The sequence below is a fragment of the Erythrobacter sp. SN021 genome, assembly GCF_021864455.1.
On sequence record NZ_JAKKUW010000003.1, the window covers coordinates 501,971 to 516,613 of the forward strand.

The 14,643-nt window shown below is 63.1% G+C and carries 15 protein-coding genes; 10 read left to right on the forward strand and 5 right to left on the reverse strand.

Annotated elements, in window-relative coordinates; all coding sequences use genetic code 11:
• Positions 1 to 12: 12 nt before the first annotated feature.
• From hemB to L5849_RS10005, 5 genes are read left to right on the forward strand one after another with little or no spacing between them, the layout of a single operon-like run.
• On the forward strand, positions 13 to 1,011 hold the full coding sequence (gene hemB / locus L5849_RS09985; RefSeq protein ID WP_115415591.1) for a porphobilinogen synthase: 999 nt from the start codon (positions 13 to 15) through the stop codon (positions 1,009 to 1,011).
• Positions 1,004 to 1,561 carry a GNAT family N-acetyltransferase gene (locus L5849_RS09990; protein ID WP_236925447.1) on the forward strand — a complete coding sequence of 186 codons (558 nt, stop codon included), beginning with the start codon at positions 1,004 to 1,006 and terminating at the stop codon, positions 1,559 to 1,561. The genes hemB and L5849_RS09990 overlap by 8 nt, the downstream gene beginning before the upstream one ends.
• Positions 1,554 to 2,111 carry a GNAT family N-acetyltransferase gene (locus L5849_RS09995; RefSeq protein ID WP_236925448.1) on the forward strand — a complete coding sequence of 186 codons (558 nt, stop codon included), beginning with the start codon at positions 1,554 to 1,556 and terminating at the stop codon, positions 2,109 to 2,111. The genes L5849_RS09990 and L5849_RS09995 overlap by 8 nt, the downstream gene beginning before the upstream one ends.
• Positions 2,108 to 2,680 (forward strand): gamma carbonic anhydrase family protein, encoded by a 573-nt coding sequence (locus L5849_RS10000; RefSeq protein ID WP_236925449.1) that lies wholly within the window; start codon positions 2,108 to 2,110, stop codon positions 2,678 to 2,680. Before L5849_RS09995 ends, L5849_RS10000 begins: the two co-directional genes overlap by 4 nt.
• Positions 2,661 to 2,939: a DUF167 domain-containing protein gene (locus L5849_RS10005; protein WP_236925450.1), complete on the forward strand. Its 279-nt coding sequence runs from the start codon at positions 2,661 to 2,663 to the stop codon at positions 2,937 to 2,939. The genes L5849_RS10000 and L5849_RS10005 overlap by 20 nt, the downstream gene beginning before the upstream one ends.
• Here the strand turns inward: L5849_RS10005 and L5849_RS10010 are convergent.
• From L5849_RS10010 to L5849_RS10030, 5 genes are all read right to left on the reverse strand, one after another.
• On the reverse strand, positions 2,936 to 3,442 hold the full coding sequence (locus tag L5849_RS10010; protein WP_236925451.1) for a DUF1993 domain-containing protein: 507 nt from the start codon (positions 3,440 to 3,442) through the stop codon (positions 2,936 to 2,938). The two genes, L5849_RS10005 and L5849_RS10010, sit on opposite strands and share 4 nt — an antisense overlap.
• A 20-nt stretch (positions 3,443 to 3,462) precedes the next feature.
• Positions 3,463 to 5,055: a cisplatin damage response ATP-dependent DNA ligase gene (locus tag L5849_RS10015; protein WP_236925452.1), complete on the reverse strand. Its 1,593-nt coding sequence runs from the start codon at positions 5,053 to 5,055 to the stop codon at positions 3,463 to 3,465.
• Positions 5,056 to 5,058: 3 nt separating this feature from the next.
• Positions 5,059 to 6,063 (reverse strand): ligase-associated DNA damage response exonuclease, encoded by a 1,005-nt coding sequence (locus L5849_RS10020; RefSeq protein WP_236925453.1) that lies wholly within the window; start codon positions 6,061 to 6,063, stop codon positions 5,059 to 5,061.
• 66 nt (positions 6,064 to 6,129) lie between these two features.
• Positions 6,130 to 8,514 carry an ATP-dependent Clp protease ATP-binding subunit ClpA gene (clpA, locus tag L5849_RS10025; RefSeq protein ID WP_236925454.1) on the reverse strand — a complete coding sequence of 795 codons (2,385 nt, stop codon included), beginning with the start codon at positions 8,512 to 8,514 and terminating at the stop codon, positions 6,130 to 6,132.
• Positions 8,515 to 8,643: 129 nt separating this feature from the next.
• A complete protein-coding gene (locus tag L5849_RS10030; RefSeq protein ID WP_115415601.1) occupies positions 8,644 to 8,844 on the reverse strand; it encodes a DUF1192 domain-containing protein in 201 nt (66 codons plus the stop codon).
• A 141-nt stretch (positions 8,845 to 8,985) separates the two neighbouring features.
• On the opposite strand from L5849_RS10030, the gene L5849_RS10035 reads away from it, so the two are divergent.
• From L5849_RS10035 to L5849_RS10055, 5 genes are all read left to right on the forward strand, one after another.
• The gene (locus L5849_RS10035; RefSeq protein WP_255704308.1) at positions 8,986 to 9,963 is read left to right on the forward strand and encodes an NAD(P)H-quinone oxidoreductase; all 978 of its coding nucleotides are present in this window, start codon (positions 8,986 to 8,988) and stop codon (positions 9,961 to 9,963) included.
• Positions 9,964 to 10,063: 100 nt separating this feature from the next.
• Positions 10,064 to 10,948 (forward strand): UDP-2,3-diacylglucosamine diphosphatase, encoded by an 885-nt coding sequence (locus L5849_RS10040; protein ID WP_236925456.1) that lies wholly within the window; start codon positions 10,064 to 10,066, stop codon positions 10,946 to 10,948.
• 92 nt (positions 10,949 to 11,040) lie between these two features.
• Complete coding sequence (locus L5849_RS10045; RefSeq protein WP_236925489.1) at positions 11,041 to 12,027, forward strand: glycosyltransferase family 1 protein; 987 nt, start codon at positions 11,041 to 11,043, stop codon at positions 12,025 to 12,027.
• A gap of 104 nt (positions 12,028 to 12,131) precedes the next feature.
• Positions 12,132 to 12,857, forward strand: a complete 726-nt coding sequence (locus L5849_RS10050; RefSeq protein ID WP_236925457.1) for a DUF1013 domain-containing protein — start codon at positions 12,132 to 12,134, stop codon at positions 12,855 to 12,857.
• A 95-nt stretch (positions 12,858 to 12,952) separates the two neighbouring features.
• On the forward strand, positions 12,953 to 14,626 hold the full coding sequence (locus tag L5849_RS10055; RefSeq protein ID WP_236925458.1) for a long-chain fatty acid--CoA ligase: 1,674 nt from the start codon (positions 12,953 to 12,955) through the stop codon (positions 14,624 to 14,626).
• Positions 14,627 to 14,643 lie beyond the last annotated feature (17 nt).

The following is a 14,643-nucleotide window of genomic DNA, read 5'->3' on the forward strand; positions in this document are numbered from 1 at the left end:
CAGAGCGGCGCCATGACCAACGCAAGCTACCCCGCCACCCGCCTGCGTCGCACCCGTGCCACCGGCTGGAGCCGCGCGATGCACCGCGAAACGGTGCTTACGCCGGCCGATCTGATCTGGCCGCTCTTCGTGACCGATGGGTCGAGTGTGGAAGAGCCGGTGACGAGCCTGCCGGGCGTCTCGCGCTGGTCGGTAGACGGGATCGCGAAGCGCGCGAGGGAAGCGGTCGATCTCGGCATTCCCTGTATTGCGCTGTTTCCCAACACGCAGCCCGAAAAGCGCAGCGACGACGGGGCCGAGGCGCTCAACCCCGACAATCTCATGTGCCGGGCGATCAAGGCTGTGCGCGATGCCTGCGGCAGCGATATCGGCATCCTTACCGACGTGGCGCTCGACCCCTATACCAGCCACGGGCAGGACGGGCTGCTCGATGAGACCGGCTATGTCCTCAATGACGATACCGTGGCCGTTCTGGTCGACCAGGCGGTCAATCAGGCCGAAGCGGGCGCGGATATCATCGCACCGTCGGATATGATGGACGGTCGCGTCCGCGCGATCCGCATGGCGCTGGAGATGAACCAGCATCCCAACGTCCAGATCATGGCCTATTCGGCGAAATACGCCTCGGCCTTTTATGGCCCGTTCCGCGATGCGGTCGGGTCGGGCGGACTGCTCAAGGGCGACAAGAAGAGCTACCAGATGGATCCGGCCAATGGCGATGAGGCGCTGCGTGAGATCGCGATGGACATCGCCGAGGGCGCTGACAGCATCATGGTCAAGCCCGGCCTCGCCTATCTCGACGTGATCTGGCGCGCTAAGCAGGAATTCCAGGTGCCGGTCTTCGCTTATCAGGTGAGCGGCGAATATGCGTTGATCGAAGCGGGCGCGGCGGCGGGCGTGGGCGATCGCGACGCGCTGCTTATGGAAAAGCTGATCGCGTTCAAACGCGCCGGATGCAGCGGGGTCCTGACCTATCATGCGCCGCGCGCCGCGGAGCTCCTCAATGGGTGATTTTCGACACGAGACCGAGCGGTTGGTGCTGCGCGACTGGCGCGACGAGGATTGGCCGCGTTTCTGGCAAGGCACCAATACGGAAAATGTCATGCGCTGGCTCGGCGGGGTGGCCGACGAGGCGAAGCGCAAGGGCGCGCAGGAGCGTCTGCTCTCCTATGAACGCGAGCATGGGCACACCTTCTGGTGCGTCGAGCGCAAGGAGGACGGCGCGATTCTCGGCTTTTGCGGGCTGAAACGCTCCAACCAGGCGGGCGGGCCGATCGGTATGATGGAAGCCGGCTGGCGCTTGCGCGAGGATGCCTGGGGCAAAGGCTATGCGCGCGAGGCGGCGCAGGCCTCGCTCGAGCTGGCCTTCGAACGTTTCGGCGCGGAAGAGGTGATTGCGCTCACCGTTCAGCGCAACGAGGGCAGTTGGGGCCTGATGAAGCGCCTCGGTATGCGCCGACGCGAGGATCTCGATTTCGAGAATGATGAGTTCGATACGGAAAACCCGGTTATAATTGTCTACTCGATCGACAAGGCGGAGTGGGAAGCCGTTCGTGGCTGACATTATCGCCGAAACCGATCGGCTGATCCTGCGCACGATCGAAGAGAGCGATGCGGAAGAGCAGATGCGCGTGCTCAACACGCCGAGCGTGATGGCGCGGCTTGGCGGCGTCAAGGAATTGCACGAGATCGAAGCCAAGCATGCCAAATCCATGGCGCTCTACGCACGCGAAGGCTTCAGCTTCCTGTTCATGATCGAGAAGGCCACCGGCGAGATGGTCGGCCATTGCGGGATCAAGCGCGTCGACAACCCGCTCGCGCCCAATCAGGGCGATCACGAGGTGGGCTGGCTGGTACGCGAGGATCGCTGGCGGCTTGGGCTTGCCGAAGAGGCAATGCGCGCGGTGCTCGACTGGGCGTTCACTCGCGTGGGCGCGCCGCATGTCGTGGCGCTGACCAGCGGTGCCAATGTCGGAAGCTGGAAACTGATGGAAAAGCTCGGCATGGTCCGCCGCGAAGATCTTGATTTTTCCGACCCGGCCTTTCCGCCGGAAGACAATCCGACGATCCAGTATTCGCTCACACACGAGCAATGGGAGAACACCCGATGACCGCGAGCCGCCCCGGCGTCACCATCATTCCGATCCACGGCCACACGCCGAAAATTCACGATAGCGCTTTCGTCGCGCCGGGCTGCGCGATCATCGGCAATGTCGAGATCGGGGCCGACAGCTCGGTCTGGTACAATTGCGTGTTGCGCGCCGATGTCAGCCGCATCGTGATCGGCGAGCGCAGCAATATCCAGGACGGAAGCGTCTGCCATTGCGATCCCGAACGACCGGGCGATCCCGACGGTTCGCCGCTGATCATTGGCGACGACGTGCTGATCGGCCACATGGCGATGGTCCATGGCTGCACGATCGAGGATCGCGGATTCGTCGGTCTCGGCGCGATCGCAATGAACAAGGCGGTGATCGGCTCGGATGCGATGCTCGCCGCCGGGGCCATGCTGACCGAAGGCAAGGTGATGGGCGCGCGCGAGCTGTGGGGCGGCCGACCTGCGCGCAAGATGCGCGATCTCGACGATGCGGCAATTGCCGGCATGCGCATCGGCGTCGCGCATTATGCCGAAAACGCCAAGGCCCATGCGGCGGCGGTCGATGCCGCGACCCAAAGCTGATCTCCCCGACACGGAAGACCTCCACGCGCTCGTCCAGCAAGGGCAATTGCGTGTGCGCGTGACACCCGGCGCGCGCACCGAAAGCATCGCTATCAAGGATGGTCTGGTGCTGGTGAAGGTCCGCGCCAAGCCGACGGATGGCGAAGCGAACGCAGCCGTCGAAAAGCTGGTGTCGCGCGCTCTTGGAATGTCGGCGTCACGCTGTCGCATATTGCGCGGCGCGACTTCGCGGGAAAAAGTGCTCGCTATTTCCGCCTAGGCCGCCGGTTCGCGCAGATATTTGAACATGTGCGGCACATAGTCGGCCTTGCCGACCTCAAGCCCTGCCTGGCGCAGGATGGCGTAGGCTGCGACGGTGTGGAAATAGAACTGTGCGAGCGCCCAATCGCGCACATACTCCTGCGCGGTCAGATCGAACGTCATCCCGTTTGGCAGGTTCATTGCGAGTGGGGCGGTTTCGTCGGGGAAGTCGAACCGTGCGGCGTCTTCGACCAGCGCGCGCGCTTCGGCGATGATCGCATGCGCTTCTTCGTAAGTCTGCGGGTCGTCCTCGCGGCTGGTGAAGCGTATCAGGCCGAGCCGTTCCAGCGCTTCCCCCGGCATGTTCGCAAGGAACCGGATCTGTGTCGACAGCGGATGCATGTCGTCCGCCAGCCGCGCGCCCAGCAGCTCGGCGGATTGCGCGTGGTTTGCCGCCTTGGCGACCAGCCCGTCCAGTGTCCCCAGCATGTTCGCATGGGTGGCCAGCAGCAGCGCCTTCATGTCCATCCTTCGTTGCCTCCTCAATCGCGGATAAGCGCCCTCAGCGCCGCGATCCGATCCGCCTCGTGCGGCGGCTTGTCCCAGCGGATGCGATGAATGCGGGGAAAGCGCATGGCAAGCCCGCTTTTGTGCCGCTTGCTTTCATGCACGCTGTCGAAGGCGACTTCGAAGACCAGGCTCTTGTCGGTTTCGCGCACCGGGCCGAACCGGTTGACCGTGTTCTGGCGCACATGCCGGTCGAGCTTCTTGAGCTCCTCGTCAGTAAACCCCGAATAGGCCTTGCCCACGGGAAGCAGGTCGGCGCCGGTATCGGGATCGCCGTCCCAACAGCCGAAAGTGTAGTCCGAGAAGAAGCTCGAGCGCTTTCCCGAACCGCGCTGAGCGTACATCAACACGCAATCGACCAGCAGCGGGTCGCGCTTCCACTTGTACCAATATCCGACACGTCGCCCCGCGATATAGGGACTGTCCCTGCGCTTGAGCATCAGCCCCTCGATCGCGTCTTCGCGGCTTCCTGCACGGATTTCGGCGAGGTGATCGAAGTCGCGCGCCTCGACCACCGAACTGATGTCGAAATGGCTTTCGGGCAGGCGGGCCATCAGGGCTTCGAGCCGCGAGCGGCGCGCGGTCCAAGGCTGTTCGCGCACGTCTTCGCCCTCGATCAACAGCGCGTCGTAAAGGCGCACGAAGGCGGGAAACTCGGCCAGCATCTTCTTGCTCACCGTCTTGCGCCCCAGCCGCTGTTGCAGCGCATTGAAACTGGCGGCGCCGCCTTCCTCGCCGCCCTGCGCCGAACCGCGCACCAATAGCTCGCCATCGAGCGCCGCCGGGAAGGGCAGGGCATCGATCAGTTCCGGGAAAGTCGCCGAAATGTCGTCGCCCGAGCGGCTGTAAACCCGCGTTTCCTCGCCAGCGCGCACCAATTGGACGCGGATACCGTCCCATTTCCATTCCGCCGCATAGTCGGCGAGGTCGACCACCGTGTCCTCCAACGGGTGGGCGAGCATGAACGGCCGGAAAGTGGGAAGGTTCTCGATGTCGGGCGGGGCCTGGCCATGCGCCGCCCAGGCGAAGAGTGGATCATAGGGTGGCTCGAGGCCGTGCCAATATTCTTCCACTTGTTCGACCGACACTTCGAAAGCCTGCGCGAAGGCGGTTTTGGCCAGTCGGCTCGAGACACCGATGCGCATCCCCCCCGTCGCGAGCTTGAGCAATGCATAGCGGCCCGACGCGTCGAGCCGGTCCAGAAGGTTTGGCAAATCGACCATGACGCTCTTGCGGGTCATCGCCGAAAGCAGTTCCACGGTTTCGGACACGCCCGGGGGATCGGGTTCGCTATCGGGCGCAGGCCATAAAAGGCTTGCGGTCTCGGCCGTATCGCCGACGAAATCGCGGCTCAGCGTCCACAGCACCGGATCGACACGATCCTTCATCAAATTGCGGATGGTCGAGCTCTTCACGGCGGGAAAGTCGAGCCCGTCGCTCAGCGCGGCGAGCGCCCAGCCGCGGTCCGGGTCGGGTGTGGAGCGCAGGTACTCCGCGATCAGTCTCAGCTTCTCATTACGGCTGCGCGTATAGACCAGCGCATCGACCAGGGCGGCGAAACTCTCCATGCCTCAGTCGTCCTCGTCCTCATACCCCACGAGCGCGAGTGCCCGGGCGCGGCGTTGGTGAAGCTGGCACCAGCGCAGCAAAGCATCCTCGCGACCATGCGTGATCCAGTTCTCATATGCGTCGACCTCCCTGATCGTGCGCGTGAGTTCGCTCCAGTCGGCGTGGTCTGAAATCACCAGGGGCAATTCGACATTCCGCTGGCGGGCGCGTTGGCGCACGCGCATCCAGCCGCTTGCCATGGCGGTGATGGGCTCGGGCAAGCGGCGGCTCCAACGGTCGTTGAGCGCGGAGGGTGGGCACATCACCACGGCGCCGCGCATGTCCTCCTTCGTATGATCCGCTACCAGGCGCAGCTCGCCCAGACCGACACCGTGTTCCTCGTAAAGGCGACACATCTTCTCCAGCGCACCGTGCAGATAGATCGGGTCGCGATGGCCTGCTCGGCGCAGCTCGGCGATTACCCGCTGCGCCTTGCCGAGCGCATAAGCCCCGACAAGCACGCAGCGTTCGGGATGCGCGGCCAGCCGCTCGAGCAGCTTGGCCATCTCCCCCTCGATCGGCGGGTGGGTGAACAGCGGCAGCCCGAAGGTCGCCTCGGTAACGAAGATGTCGCAGGGTGTGGCTTCGAAAGGCGGGCAGGTCGGGTCTGCGCGGCGCTTGTAATCGCCTGTCACTATCACGCGTTCGCCCGCATGTTCGAGCAGGATTTGGGCACTGCCGAGCACGTGCCCGGCAGGGATGTAGGTCGCATCGACCCCGCCGGGCAGTGTGATGGTTTCGCCATATGCGACCGGCGTGGCCCCGTCCGAAGTTGCGTAGCGCAACTTCATGATCGCCAGCGTTTCGGGCGTCGCGACGGTTTGTCCATGTCCGCCGCGCGCATGATCGGCGTGGCCGTGGGTGACAAGCGCCTTGGCTACCGCACGGCTGGGATCGACCCAGCAATCGGCGGGGACGATATGGATGCCGTGCGGCTCGGGGCGAATCCAGGAGAAGTCTATGCTCACTCCCGACTCAAGCGGGCAGGGGGGCAAGCGTTCCCGCGAGCGCCCCTGTTCTGCCCCTGCCGCAGGTCAGCCCTTCGTTTCGTTCTTGCCTTTTTCGGTATCGGCTTCCGGCTTCTTGGGCGCCGCGGTGCCCTTCGCAGCCTTCTTCTTCGCGGGAGGCTTGCGCTTGGCCCTCGGCGGAGCCGGGGTGAGTTCGAAGCTCGGTTTGCCGTCCTTCAGCGTCACCGACACTTCGCCCCCGTCGGCGAGCTTGCCGAACAGCAGTTCTTCGGCCAGCGGCTGCTTGATCTTCTCCTGGATCAAGCGGCCCATCGGACGGGCGCCGTATAGGCGATCATAGCCCTTGTCGGCCAGCCAGGCACGCGCGTCCTTGTCGAACTGGATATCCACATTCTGCTCGGCCAGTTGGAGTTCGAGCTGAAGAATGAATTTGTCGACCACGCGGGCGACGGTTTCCTTGCCAAGGTAGCCGAACGGAACGATGGCATCGAGGCGGTTGCGGAATTCGGGCGTGAACATGCGTTTTACCGCTTCCTCGCTTGCGTCTTCCTTGCTCACATCGCCGAAGCCGATGCCCTGGCGCGCCATGTCGGCGGCGCCGGCATTGGTGGTCATGATGAGAACGACGTTGCGGAAATCGACCGTCTTGCCGTGATGATCGGTCAGGCGACCATTATCCATGACCTGCAAGAGGATGTTGAACAGGTCCGGATGTGCCTTCTCGATTTCGTCGAGCAGCAGGACGCAGTGGGGGTTCTGGTCGACCGCATCGGTCAGCAACCCGCCCTGATCGTAGCCGACATAGCCCGGTGGCGCGCCGATCAGGCGGCTGACGCTGTGACGCTCCATATATTCGGACATGTCGAAGCGCTTGAGTTCTATGCCCATGATGCTGGCGAGCTGGCGCGCGACTTCGGTCTTGCCGACGCCGGTGGGGCCGCTGAACAGGAACGAGCCGATCGGCTTGTCCGGATCGCGCAGACCCGCACGACTGAGCTTCATCGCGGTCGACAGCTTGTGCACCGCCGGGTCCTGGCCGAAGACGACGTGTTTGAGATCGCGTTCGAGATTCTCGAGCGCCTTTTTGTCGTCCTTGCTGACCGATTTCGGCGGGATCCGCGCCATGGTCGCGATCACGGCCTCGATTTCCTTGGCGGTGATCTTCTTCTTGCGACGGCTCGGCGGAACCAGCATTTGCATCGCGCCGACCTCGTCGATCACGTCGATTGCCTTGTCGGGCAGCTTGCGGTCGTTGATGTAGCGCGCCGAAAGCTCAACCGCGGTTTTCAGCGCGTCGACCGTGTAGGTCACCTTGTGATGATCCTGGAACGCGGTCTTCAGGCCCTTGAGGATCTTGATCGTGTCCTCCACCGTCGGCTCGTTCACATCGATCTTCTGGAAGCGGCGCAGCAGCGCGCGGTCTTTCTCGAAATGGTTGCGGAATTCCTTGTAGGTGGTCGAACCGATGCAGCGGATCGCACCGCTGGAAAGCGCGGGCTTCAGAAGGTTCGAGGCATCCATCGCCCCGCCGCTGGTCGCGCCCGCACCGATCACCGTGTGGATTTCGTCGATGAACAGGATGGCCTCGGGCATGCCTTCGAGTTCGTTCACCACCTGCTTCAGGCGTTCCTCGAAATCGCCGCGATAACGCGTTCCCGCCAGCAGCGCTCCCATGTCGAGCGAATAGATCACCGCGTCTTGCAGCACTTCGGGCACTTCGCCTTCGACGATCTTGCGCGCGAGACCTTCGGCAATAGCGGTCTTCCCGACGCCCGGATCGCCGACATAGAGCGGGTTGTTCTTGCTGCGGCGGCAGAGGATTTGGACGGTCCGGTCGACTTCAGGCCCGCGACCGATCAGCGGATCGATGCGCCCGTCCTCGGCCTTCTTGTTGAGGTTGACCGTGAACTGGTCGAGCGCGGTTTCCTTCTTGCCCTTTTCGCCGGGCTTGTCCTCGCTCTGCGTCTCGGTGTTCTCCGCGCCGTCGGGCGGGCGGTTCTCAATCTGCTTGCCGCCTTTGCCGATGCCGTGGCTGATGAAGCTGACCGCGTCGAGACGGCTCATGTCCTGCTGCTGGAGGAAATAGACCGCATAGCTATCGCGCTCGGAGAACAGCGCCACCAGCACATTGGCTCCGGTTACCGTATCCTTGCCCGAAGATTGAACATGCAGGATGGCACGCTGGATCACGCGCTGAAAGCCCGCCGTCGGCTGCGGATCGGCGCTCTCGTCCGATTGTAGCGACTGGTATTCCTGCTCCAGATACTGTTTCACCACTACCGTGAGTTCGGTCAGATCGACACCGCATGCGGCCATGACCTGCGCGGCATCCTCATCGTCGATCAGCGCGAGCAGCAGATGCTCGAGCGTCGCATATTCGTGCCGACGTTCGCCCGCATCGGTCAGCGCTGCGTGGAGGGTCTTTTCGAGATTGGCGGCGAAGCTGGGCATTCAGATGTCTTTCTCATGGGACTCGCGCGGGGCGATGACAGGACAGCTTATGGGCCGAAGGTTAGCCAATGCTGTATGCGCGTTCGATATGGGCATTGAGGCAGGATTTTGCAGCCCCTGCACTGCCAACTAATCCTTGCGTCCGAACAATGCTTCGGCCGCGTCGCGATGCGCGGCGGCGGCGAGGCGGTGCTTTTCCACGCGCACGATTTCGGCCTCGAGCAGCGCGATGCGCGTTTCCAGTTCGTCCTGCGAATAAGGGCCGAGATCTTCCGTGGCGAGCAAGCTCGCGGCATCGCCTCGCGGGCGGGGACTCTCGTCGGTATCCATTGCGGGCAGTCTCGCAATTCTGCGCGGTTGCTGTCAACGGGGTCGCGCGGTATTGCACCGTCGCGTGGCTGAGATGCCACGGGGGATGACACGACAATGGGGGCGCAGGTGGCAGCAGATTTGCCCGAAACGATGACCGCAATGGGTTTCGACAAGCCGGGCGGACCCGAGGTGCTGCGGGCGGAAACCCTTCCCGTTCCGCAACCGGGTGAAGACCAGGTGCTGATCCGTGTCGCCTATGCGGGCATAAACCGGCCCGATGTCATCCAGCGACAGGGTTTCTACCCGGCACCGCCGGGCGCGTCGCCGATCCCGGGACTGGAGGTTGCGGGGACGGTCGTTGCGCTGGGTGCAGGCGTCATGCCCGAAATGCTCGGGCGGCGGGTTTGCGCGCTCGTTTCGGGCGGGGGCTATGCGCAATACTGCCTCGCCGATGCGGGGCATTGCCTGCAACTGCCCGAAGCGATGCCATTCGATGCCGCGGCGGCGATCCCGGAAACGCTTTTCACTGTATGGCATAACGTCTTTCAACGCGGCTGGGCAGGCGATGGCGACACGCTGCTTGTCCATGGCGGCACCAGCGGCATCGGGACGATGGCGATCCAGTTGGCCAAGGCGTTCGATGTCACGGTGATCGCCACCGCGGGCAGCGAGGAAAAATGCCGGGCCATCCGCGATCTCGGCGGCGATCTCGCGATAAATTACAAGACCCAGGATTTCGTCGAGGAGGTGAAGGCCTTTACCAAGGGGGCAGGCGTCAATGTCGTGCTCGACATGGTCTCGGGCGCTTACGTCGCCCGTAACATCGAATGTCTGGCACCCGACGGACGCCATGTGACAATCGCGGTGCTTGGCGGGCTGAAGGCCGAAATCAACATGGCCACGGTCATGCGCAAACGCCTGGTTCTCACAGGCTCGACACTGCGTTCGCGCTCCGACGAATTCAAGGCTCTCCTTACCGACGAAATCGAGAAGCATGTCTGGCCGCTGTTCGAAGGCGGCACGGTGGCTCCGGTAATGGATCGGACGTTCCCGCTCGAAGGCGCGGGCGCCGCGCATGAGCACATGGAGGCAGGGGATCATATCGGAAAGATCGTTTTAGCGGTCTCCGGCTCCTGACGCGCCACGGACATCTTGTCGCCGATCCGTAATGGTACTGTGAATCGCATGTAACAATCATGCGTCATGACCATGCCGACACTGGTCGGGGGCCATGACCATGAATGATCTGCCCAGAAACTTCGACGTTGCCCACAAGGTTGCGAATTTTCCGTCGATCAAGCCCAGCGTGCCCGAACGGGTCGTTGGCGAAAGGCGCAAGTTCCGCACGATCTGGATCAGCGATGTGCATCTTGGCACCAAGGGGTGCAATCACGAGCTGCTGATCGATTTCCTGGATCACACCGACAGCGAAACGATGTATCTTGTGGGCGATATCATCGACGGCTGGCGGCTCAAGAAAAAGTTCTACTGGCCTGCCGAGCACAACGACATCGTCTGGCGCATTCTCCGGCGAGCCAGGCGCGGTACGCGGATCATCTACATTCCGGGCAATCACGACGAGATGGTGCGGCCCTTCAGCGGCATGAACTTCGGCGGGGTCGAAATCATGCGCGCGGCCTTTCACACCACTGCCGATGGCAGGCGCCTGATGGTGCTGCATGGCGATGAATTCGATACCATCATGCTGGCGCACCGCTGGCTCGCCTTCATCGGCGACGCGGCGTACCATTTGATGATGAAGCTCAACAACTGGGTGGCGGCCGCGCGCAACCGGTTGGGTCTTCCCTACTGGTCTATCTCCAAGGCCGCCAAGCACAAGGTCAAGAACGCGGTCGAGTTCATCTCGAAATATGAGGAGGTGGTCGCTCGCGCAGCGGCCGAGCGCGGGGTCGACGGTGTCGTCTGCGGCCATATCCACACTGCCGAGTTCCGTGATTTCGACGGTGTCGAATACTGGAACGATGGCGATTGGGTGGAAGGGTGCAATGCCCTGGTGGAGCATTTCGACGGGTCCATGGAAATCCTCAATTGGCCCGAAGAAGTCGCGCGGCGCGAAACGGGGCGGACTGACGCCAAGACGAAAGTCCGGGAGGCGGCGTGACCTTGTCGATCGCGGCGCCGGCCCGAACCGCGGGGATCCCGCCCACGCCTCCGCAACGGATCGCTATCGTTACCGATGCCTGGCTGCCGCAGATGAACGGCGTGGTGCGAACTCTGACCACGACTTGCGAGCAACTGTCACGGCAAGGCCATCACGTGATGGTGATCTCTCCCAACCAGTTCGCATCGGTTCCTTGCCCGACATATCCCGAGATCCGGCTTGCGCTGGCCCTGCCGGGAGCGGTCGCGACCCGCTTGCGCGAGTTCGCTCCGGAGGCGATCCATATCGCAACCGAGGGACCGCTCGGCATGGCGGCACGGCGTCATTGTGCCCGCCACGGAATATGCTTCACCACCGCCTACCATACGCAGTTCCCGGATTATCTGGCCAAACGCACTCGCCTGCCGGCCGAGTGGTTCTGGCACTACATTCGCTGGTTTCACCGCCCGGCCAAACGCGTGCTGGTGGCGACCGAGAGCATTTGCGAAGAACTGCGCGCTCACGGCCTCGCGCGGCTGCACCGCTGGAGCCGGGGAGTCGATCTGGCCTGCTTCACGCCGGATGCGTCGCCGCCGCCCGAATATGCGGGGCTGCCGAAACCGATCCAGCTTTATGTCGGGCGGGTCGCCGTAGAGAAGAATATCGAGGCCTTTCTCGCCAGCAGCTATCCCGGCAGCAAGGTCGTGGTCGGCGACGGGCCTTCGCTCGCCTCGCTCAAGGACAGATTTCCCGAAGCGCATTTTCTGGGCCGGCGGTCCGGCCGCGATCTGGCCGGCTGCTATGCAGGGGCGGATGTCTTCGTGTTTCCCAGCAGGACCGACACGTTCGGCCTGGTCATGATCGAAGCGCTTGCCTGCGGCATTCCGGTGGCAGCCTTTCCGGTTCCCGGACCGCGCGATATCGTGACCGACGAGGTGGGGGCGCTGAGCGAAGACCTCGACCGGGCGATTGCCGCCGCCCTGTTTTGCGACCGCAGGGCTTGCGCCGAATATGGAGCCGGCTTCAGTTGGACTGCGGCCACCGGCCAGTTTCTCGACGGGCTTGCGACCCTGGAGAGGGAAGAACTGCCCGCTGCCTAGCGAAACGCTTGCCCAATCCGCCACTCTCGCCTACATCGGCACGATAACGGCCGTCCCGCGAGGGGCGGCCCTTCTATTTTCGCATGACGAGAAAAGGCACGTTCATGGCCGACCAACCCAAACCGCTGATGCCGCATGCGACCGCCACCTGGCTGGTCGACAACACCGGTCTGTCCTTCGAGCAGATCGCCGAATTCTGTGGCCTCCACCTGCTCGAAGTGCAGGCTATGGCCGACGATCTCGCGGGCAGCAAATATACCGGGCGCGACCCTGTCCACTCGGGCGAACTGACGCAGGAAGAGATCGAGCGGGGCCAGGCCGATCCCGAATACAAGCTGAAGATGCAGCGCGCACCTGTGGCAGTCAGCCGCACCAAGGGACCGCGCTACACACCGGTTTCCAAACGGCAGGACAAGCCCGATGGCATCGCATGGATTCTGCGCAGCCATCCGGAAATCTCCGATGCACAGATCGGCAAGTTGATCGGCACCACCCGCAATACGATCACGGCGATTCGCGAGCGTAGCCACTGGAACATCCAGAATATCCAGCCCAAGGACCCCGTCACGCTCGGCCTGTGTTCGCAACGCGAACTCGATGCGGTGGTCGCGAAGGCAGCCAAGAATCTGCCGGTCGAAGACGAGACCGTTCCGGCGACACCGACCGGCACCAGCGATCGCGACAAGTTGATCGAGGAACTGCGCGCCGAACGCGACGCCAATGAAAAGGCCGCCGCCGAAGCGGCGCAGGAGGCCGAGGCCGCCGCCTGGCTCGAAGCCAAGCGCGCAGCGGAAGAGGCGGAAGAAGCCGGGGAAACCGGCGAAGCCTGACAGCAAGAGCACCCAGTATTTCACGAGGCGGGAGAGGCATGAGCTTCTCCCGCCTTTTTACTTGCGTTTAAAGCGCAATACTCCATGTTACTGACATGGATGTAAGCAAGTTGCCGAACCACCACCCGGTCGCATGGGATACGCGTTTCGAACCGATCGCGCTTCCCGACATGTTCGCGCGGACAGCCCAGGCCTCTCCCTCTGCGCCATTGCTGCATTTCCTCGGGCGCACATACAGCTATTCCGAACTCTATCGCGACGCGCGGGCTTTCGCGCATGCCCTCAAGGCGCGGGGTATCGCCGAAGGGGATCGTGTCGGCCTGTTCCTGCCCAATGTGCCGAGCTACGTGGTGGGTTATTACGGGGCGATGATGGCGGGGGCCGTGGTGGTCAATTTCTCTCCGCTCTATTCGGTCGAGGAACTGGAAGAGCAGGTTGCCGATTCCGGCACGCGTCTGCTCGTCACCGTCGATGTGCCCGAACTCTACGCAACGGCGGAAGAGGTGTTGCGCGGTTCCGAGCTTGAAACGCTGGTCGTCAGCTCGCTCTCGCAAATGCTCCCCAGGCTCAAGGGAATCGCCCTGCGACTGTTCGCACGCAGCAAAGTGGCGAAGGTCGATTATCGCGCGGATATTCTCCGCTGGGACGATTTGCTGAAGCAGGGCGAAAGGTCAGGCGGACAGCTTCCGACGGTCGATCCGCAGTCGCTCGCGCTTCTTCAATATACGGGCGGGACGACCGGCACGCCCAAGGGCGCGATGCTTACCCATGCGAACCTTTCCATCAATGCGCAGCAAACCGCCGGTCTCAACCCGTTCGGTGATCCGGCGAACGAAGTGTTCATGGGCGCGCTCCCCTTCTTTCACGTCTTCGCCAACACGGCCTTGCTCAACCATGCGGTCGTGACGGGGGCGTCGATCGCGATGGTCCCGCGGTTCGAAACCAAGCAAGTGCTGCAAACGGTAGAGAAATATGGCGCGACGGGGTTTCCCGGTGTGCCCACCATGTTCCAGGCGTTGCTCGACCATCCGGATCTGGCCAAGACCGATCTTTCCAGCCTCCGAATATGCATCTCGGGCGGCGCACCGCTGCCCGGCCCCTTGCGCGAAAAATTCGAGGCGGCGACGGGTGTGCGTCTGGTCGAAGGCTACGGTCTCACGGAAAGCGCGGGCGTGGTCTCGGCCAATCCCTATGAAGGGACGCGCAAGCCCGGAACCATCGGCCAGGTCCTGATGCAGACCGAGGTTCTGCTGCTCGACAAGGAGGATCCCGCGATTGTCGTAGCTGACGGGAAACCGGGAGAACTCGCGCTTCATGGCCCGCAAGTCATGCAGGGGTATTGGAATCGGCCCGAGGCCGCCCAAGAGGTCTTCATCGAGCATCGCGGCAAGACGTGGCTGCGTACCGGCGACGTCGCGACAATGGACGAAGACGGGTTTCTCCAGATCGTCGATCGTATCAAGGACATGATCGCGGTAGGCGGGTTCAAGGTTTTTCCCAGCCAGGTCGAGGACGTGCTGGTTGAACATGAGGCCATCAAGGAGGCTTTGGTTATCGGCCGTCCGGACGCGTATCGGGGCGAAGCGCCGGTCGCCTATGTCACGCTGGAGGCAGAAGGGCAGGCAACCGCGGAAGAGCTTCGCGGCTGGCTCAACGCGCGTATCGGCAAGCATGAACGGGTCGATGAGGTCGTGATCCGCACCGATTTGCCGAAAACGATGATCGGCAAGCTCGACCGCAAAGCCTTGCGCGCCGAAGTTCTGGACTGAACCGGCGCGTTCCTGCG

Coding starts and splice junctions, on each gene's coding strand:
- hemB (WP_115415591.1), top strand. CDS start 13: ATGACCAACGCAAGCTACCCCGCCACCCGCCTGCGTCGCACCCGTGCC.
- L5849_RS09990 (WP_236925447.1), top strand. CDS start 1,004: ATGGGTGATTTTCGACACGAGACCGAGCGGTTGGTGCTGCGCGACTGG.
- L5849_RS10000 (WP_236925449.1), top strand. CDS start 2,108: ATGACCGCGAGCCGCCCCGGCGTCACCATCATTCCGATCCACGGCCAC.
- L5849_RS10005 (WP_236925450.1), top strand. CDS start 2,661: ATGCCGCGACCCAAAGCTGATCTCCCCGACACGGAAGACCTCCACGCG.
- L5849_RS10010 (WP_236925451.1), bottom strand. CDS start 3,442: ATGAAGGCGCTGCTGCTGGCCACCCATGCGAACATGCTGGGGACACTG.
- L5849_RS10015 (WP_236925452.1), bottom strand. CDS start 5,055: ATGGAGAGTTTCGCCGCCCTGGTCGATGCGCTGGTCTATACGCGCAGC.
- clpA (WP_236925454.1), bottom strand. CDS start 8,514: ATGCCCAGCTTCGCCGCCAATCTCGAAAAGACCCTCCACGCAGCGCTG.
- L5849_RS10030 (WP_115415601.1), bottom strand. CDS start 8,844: ATGGATACCGACGAGAGTCCCCGCCCGCGAGGCGATGCCGCGAGCTTG.
- L5849_RS10035 (WP_255704308.1), top strand. CDS start 8,986: ATGGGTTTCGACAAGCCGGGCGGACCCGAGGTGCTGCGGGCGGAAACC.
- L5849_RS10040 (WP_236925456.1), top strand. CDS start 10,064: ATGAATGATCTGCCCAGAAACTTCGACGTTGCCCACAAGGTTGCGAAT.
- L5849_RS10045 (WP_236925489.1), top strand. CDS start 11,041: ATGAACGGCGTGGTGCGAACTCTGACCACGACTTGCGAGCAACTGTCA.
- L5849_RS10050 (WP_236925457.1), top strand. CDS start 12,132: ATGGCCGACCAACCCAAACCGCTGATGCCGCATGCGACCGCCACCTGG.
- L5849_RS10055 (WP_236925458.1), top strand. CDS start 12,953: ATGGATGTAAGCAAGTTGCCGAACCACCACCCGGTCGCATGGGATACG.